This is a genomic window from Serpentinimonas barnesii (assembly GCF_000696225.1).
Taxonomy (GTDB): domain Bacteria; phylum Pseudomonadota; class Gammaproteobacteria; order Burkholderiales; family Burkholderiaceae_C; genus Serpentinimonas; species Serpentinimonas barnesii.
This window is the reverse complement of record NZ_BAWN01000023.1, coordinates 1-5786: the sequence shown is the minus strand read 5'-3', so window position 1 is coordinate 5786 and position 5786 is coordinate 1. Positions and strand designations below refer to the sequence as shown.

Below are 5786 nucleotides of genomic sequence, written 5' to 3'. Positions count from 1 at the left end.
ATAACAGCCTGACGATGACCTACTTTCACACGGGAATCCGCACTATCATTGGCGCGCAGTCGTTTCACGGTCCTGTTCGGGATGGGAAGGGGTGGGACCGACTGGCTATGGTCGTCAGGCATAACTGGTTGCTGAGCTGCTTTTTTTGGGAGCAGCGCAGCGGAATTCATAGAGTCGGATCTGATTTTGATTGCTGGCTGGTATCGTGGTTAGGCGAGACCAGCTTAGGGAATTCTTGATGATTTGAGAGTTGTGCTGCGGATGATTACGGCGGACATTCCTTGTTGGAGGCTTGTTGCCTTCAAAATTATAGGGTCAAGCCGCACGGGCAATTAGTACAGGTTAGCTCAACGCATTGCTGCGCTTACACACCCTGCCTATCAACGTCGTAGTCTTCGACGACCCTTCAGGGGGCTCAAGGCCCCGGCAGATCTCATCTTGGAACGAGTTTCCCGCTTAGATGCTTTCAGCGGTTATCTCTTCCGCACATAGCTACCCGGCGATGCCACTGGCGTGACAACCGGTACACCAGAGGTGCGTCCACTCCGGTCCTCTCGTACTAGGAGCAGGCTTCCTCAAATCTGCAGCGCCCACGGAAGATAGGGACCAAACTGTCTCACGACGTTTTAAACCCAGCTCACGTACCTCTTTAAATGGCGAACAGCCATACCCTTGGGACCGGCTACAGCCCCAGGATGAGATGAGCCGACATCGAGGTGCCAAACACCGCCGTCGATATGAACTCTTGGGCGGTATCAGCCTGTTATCCCCAGAGTACCTTTTATCCGTTGAGCGATGGCCCTTCCATACAGAACCACCGGATCACTATGTCCTGCTTTCGCATCTGCTCGACTTGTCAGTCTCGCAGTTAAGCACGCTTATGCCATTGCACTATTAGCACGATGTCCGACCGTGCCTAGCGTACCTTCGAACTCCTCCGTTACGCTTTGGGAGGAGACCGCCCCAGTCAAACTGCCTACCATGCACTGTCCCCAGTCCCGATTCAGGGACCAAGGTTAGAACCTCAAACGCACCAGGGTGGTATTTCAACGTTGGCTCCAGGCGAACTAGCATCCGCCCTTCAAAGCCTCCCACCTATCCTACACAGATCCGTTCAAAATCCAATACAAAGCTACAGTAAAGGTTCATGGGGTCTTTCCGTCTTTCCGCGGGGAGATTGCATCATCACAAACATTTCAACTTCGCTGAGTCTCGGGAGGAGACAGCGTGGCCATCGTTACGCCATTCGTGCAGGTCGGAACTTACCCGACAAGGAATTTCGCTACCTTAGGACCGTTATAGTTACGGCCGCCGTTTACCGGGACTTCGATCAAGAGCTTGCACCCCATCAATTAATCTTCCGGCACCGGGCAGGCGTCACACCCTATACGTCCACTTTCGTGTTTGCAGAGTGCTGTGTTTTTAGTAAACAGTCGCAGCCACCAATTTTTTGCAACCCCTTCGTGCTTCGATGTTCTCTACACACTACAAGGGCACACCTTCTTCCGAAGTTACGGTGTCAATTTGCCGAGTTCCTTCTCCCGAGTTCTCTCAAGCGCCTGAGAATACTCATCTCGCGCACCAGTGTCGGTTTGCGGTACGGTCAACTGCAAGCTGAAGCTTAGTGGCTTTTCCTGGGACCCCGTTTGGTTACTTCACGAACAAGTTCGCTCGATCGACAGCCTCGGTATATGACACGCGGATTTGCCTACGTATCGCCTACATCTGTCTAAACCGGGACTTCCAACACCCGGATAACCTATTAAGATCCGTCCCCACATCGCACTTGCAGTCGGTACAGGAATATTGACCTGTTTCCCATCAGCTACGCATCTCTGCCTCGCCTTAGGGGCCGACTCACCCTACGCCGATGAACGTTGCGTAGGAAACCTTGCGCTTACGGCGAGCGGGCTTTTCACCCGCTTTAACGCTACTCATGTCAGCATTCGCACTTCTGATACCTCCAGCAGGCTTCACAACCCACCTTCAACGGCTTACAGAACGCTCTCCTACCACGCACAGTAAACTGTGCATCCGCAGCTTCGGTAACTGGCTTGAGCCCCGTTACATCTTCCGCGCAGGACGACTCGATCAGTGAGCTATTACGCTTTCTTTAAATGATGGCTGCTTCTAAGCCAACATCCTGACTGTTATAGCCTTCCCACTTCGTTTCCCACTTAGCCAATTTTAGGGACCTTAGCTGGCGGTCTGGGTTGTTTCCCTCTTGAGTCCGGACGTTAGCACCCGGTGCTCTGTCTCCCAAGCTGTACTCGTCGGTATTCGGAGTTTGCATAGGTTTGGTAAGTCGCCATGACCCCCTAGCCTAAACAGTGCTCTACCCCCGACGGTAATACTTGAGGCACTACCTAAATAGTTTTCGGAGAGAACCAGCTATTTCCAAGTTTGTTTAGCCTTTCACCCCTATCCACAGCTCATCCCCTGGTTTTGCAACACCAGTGGGTTCGGACCTCCAGTACCTGTTACGGCACCTTCATCCTGGCCATGGATAGATCACTTGGTTTCGGGTCTACACCCAGCGACTGAATCGCCCTATTCGGACTCGGTTTCCCTACGCCTTCCCTATTCGGTTAAGCTTGCCACTGAATGTAAGTCGCTGACCCATTATACAAAAGGTACGCAGTCACCCCTTTCAGGGCTCCTACTTTTTGTAAGCATGTGGTTTCAGGATCTATTTCACTCCCCTCCCGGGGTTCTTTTCGCCTTTCCCTCACGGTACTTGTTCACTATCGGTCGATGATGAGTATTTAGCCTTGGAGGATGGTCCCCCCATATTCAGACAGGGTTTCTCGTGCCCCGCCCTACTTGTCGCTAGCTTAGTACCACACGGCTCTTTTCACATACGGGGCTTTCACCCACTATGGCCAGCCTTTCCAGACTGTTCTGTTAAGTGTCGTGCTATCACTAGCAGGCTTCTCCGATTTCGCTCGCCACTACTCTCGGAATCTCGGTTGATGTCTTTTCCTCGAGCTACTTAGATGTTTCAGTTCGCTCGGTTCGCTTCGCTGACCTATGTATTCAGTCAGCGATACCCTTGCGGGTGGGTTTCCCCATTCGGAAATCTCCGGATCAAAGCTAATTTGCCAGCTCCCCGAAGCTTATCGCAGGCTATCACGTCCTTCGTCGCCTATCATCGCCAAGGCATCCACCACATGCTCTTATTCACTTGACCCTATAACTTTGAACTCTGACACAGCTCACTTTAACCGCCTAAGCAGCCTCGTTGACGCATGATCAAATCCAAGTCTCTGAATCAAGGAATGTCTGTCAGGTCTCACACCTGACGCGTTATGCCGTATTCAATCCGCTTGAAACTCTCATTTCAAAGTTGAATTCGCTTTGACGCAATCAAAATCGCTGCTGACGTGGTCTGGTGTCTTGCGACACCTCACATCAGCAACATTGATTCGACTCTATGAATTTTTAAAGAACAGCCGTTTGCTGCAGTTTGAACTGACAGCGTTTTGTCGATGAAACATCAACATCCAAATGCTCGCCAATGGCAAGCGCTTGGATGTTGGGTCCAGTTTGCTGCGCCTTTGTGCGCAGCGTTGTTTGGTGGAGGATGACGGGATCGAACCGACGACCCCCTGCTTGCAAAGCAGGTGCTCTCCCAGCTGAGCTAATCCCCCTCTGAGGATGTGATGCATCGTTGCAGCAACGCTTGCATAGCGCTGCTATGCGGCGCGCTGCTGCGCCTCGCCTGACATCCTCATCTGCCTCGTTGCCAAAGCCTGCTGCATGCCACTGGGGCGCTTGCAACAGCCTCGGCTTAAACTTGGTGGGTCTGGTTGGGCTCGAACCAACGACCCCCGCCTTATCAAGACGGTGCTCTAACCAGCTGAGCTACAGACCCCAAGTCGGCCAACCGGATTGCTCCTGCAGGCTCTCTCTTGACAGCCCGCAGCGCTGGCGACTAACTCAAACAACCGATAAGTGTGGGCGCCTAAATGGGATTGCGCTTGGATTTTCCAGAAAGGAGGTGATCCAGCCGCACCTTCCGATACGGCTACCTTGTTACGACTTCACCCCAGTCACGAACCCCGCCGTGGTAATCGCCCTCCTTGCGGTTAGGCTAACTACTTCTGGCGAGACCCGCTCCCATGGTGTGACGGGCGGTGTGTACAAGACCCGGGAACGTATTCACCGTGACATGCTGATCCACGATTACTAGCGATTCCGACTTCACGCAGTCGAGTTGCAGACTGCGATCCGGACTACGACCGGCTTTATGGGATTGGCTCCCCCTCGCGGGTTGGCTACCCTTTGTACCGGCCATTGTATGACGTGTGTAGCCCCACCTATAAGGGCCATGAGGACTTGACGTCATCCCCACCTTCCTCCGGCTTGTCACCGGCAGTCCCATTAGAGTGCCCTTTCGTAGCAACTAATGGCAAGGGTTGCGCTCGTTGCGGGACTTAACCCAACATCTCACGACACGAGCTGACGACAGCCATGCAGCACCTGTGTGCAGGTTCTCTTTCGAGCACAGCCCCATCTCTGGAGCCTTCCTGCCATGTCAAAGGTGGGTAAGGTTTTTCGCGTTGCATCGAATTAAACCACATCATCCACCGCTTGTGCGGGTCCCCGTCAATTCCTTTGAGTTTCAACCTTGCGGCCGTACTCCCCAGGCGGTCAACTTCACGCGTTAGCTTCGTTACTGATCCAGCTAAGGACCAACAACCAGTTGACATCGTTTAGGGCGTGGACTACCAGGGTATCTAATCCTGTTTGCTCCCCACGCTTTCGTGCATGAGCGTCAGTGCAGGCCCAGGGGATTGCCTTCGCCATCGGTGTTCCTCCGCATATCTACGCATTTCACTGCTACACGCGGAATTCCATCCCCCTCTGCCGCACTCCAGCTTTGCAGTCACAAGCGCCATTCCCAGGTTGAGCCCGGGGATTTCACGCCTGTCTTACAAAACCGCCTGCGCACGCTTTACGCCCAGTAATTCCGATTAACGCTCGCACCCTACGTATTACCGCGGCTGCTGGCACGTAGTTAGCCGGTGCTTATTCTTACGGTACCGTCATTAGCCCAGGGTATTAACCCAGACCGTTTCGCTCCGTACAAAAGCAGTTTACAACCCGAAGGCCTTCGTCCTGCACGCGGCATTGCTGGATCAGGCTTGCGCCCATTGTCCAAAATTCCCCACTGCTGCCTCCCGTAGGAGTCTGGGCCGTGTCTCAGTCCCAGTGTGGCTGGTCGTCCTCTCAGACCAGCTACAGATCGTCGCCTTGGTAGGCTTTTACCCTACCAACTAGCTAATCTGACATCGGCCGCTCCAATCGCACAAGGCCTTGCGGTCCCCTGCTTTCATCCACAGATCACATGCGGTATTAGCACAGCTTTCGCTGCGTTATCCCCCACGACTGGGCACGTTCCGATGCATTACTCACCCGTTCGCCACTCTCAAGGGTTGCCCCTCTACCGTTCGACTTGCATGTGTAAGGCATGCCGCCAGCGTTCAATCTGAGCCAGGATCAAACTCTATAGTTCGATCTTGATTTACTCAATTCAACGGAATTGAAGTGTTTCCACTCCAAACTGTCTCATGAGCGTTTTTTGTCGTTCCGAAGAACTTGTTCCGAAGAACTGTCCATCGCGTAACCACATCCAAACGCCCACGCTTATCGGCTGTAACTTGTTAACGATCAACAGCAAACTTAAGATTCCGTCAGCACCTCAGCGCCAACTACACCTCTCATCCACCTCAGACTCGCTGCGATCAGCGAAGCCTTGAATTATGACACAGTTTTGTGTGTCT

At 53.1% G+C, this 5786-nt stretch carries 2 tRNA genes and 3 rRNA genes; all 5 read right to left on the bottom strand.

The annotated features are described in order from the left end of the window. Positions 1-6: 6 nt before the first annotated feature. Positions 7-119 (bottom strand): 5S ribosomal RNA (rrf, locus tag SRAH_RS07730). A gap of 192 nt (positions 120-311) precedes the next feature. Beyond that, positions 312-3190 (bottom strand): 23S ribosomal RNA (locus tag SRAH_RS07725). A 384-nt stretch (positions 3191-3574) separates the two neighbouring features. Further along, positions 3575-3650 (bottom strand) — tRNA-Ala (locus SRAH_RS07720). Positions 3651-3797: 147 nt separating this feature from the next. Continuing rightward, a tRNA-Ile gene (locus SRAH_RS07715) sits at positions 3798-3874 on the bottom strand. Positions 3875-3993: 119 nt separating this feature from the next. Further along, positions 3994-5518, bottom strand: a 16S ribosomal RNA gene (locus SRAH_RS07710). Together the 16S, 23S and 5S rRNA genes with 2 tRNA genes alongside form the textbook arrangement of a ribosomal RNA operon. Positions 5519-5786 lie beyond the last annotated feature (268 nt).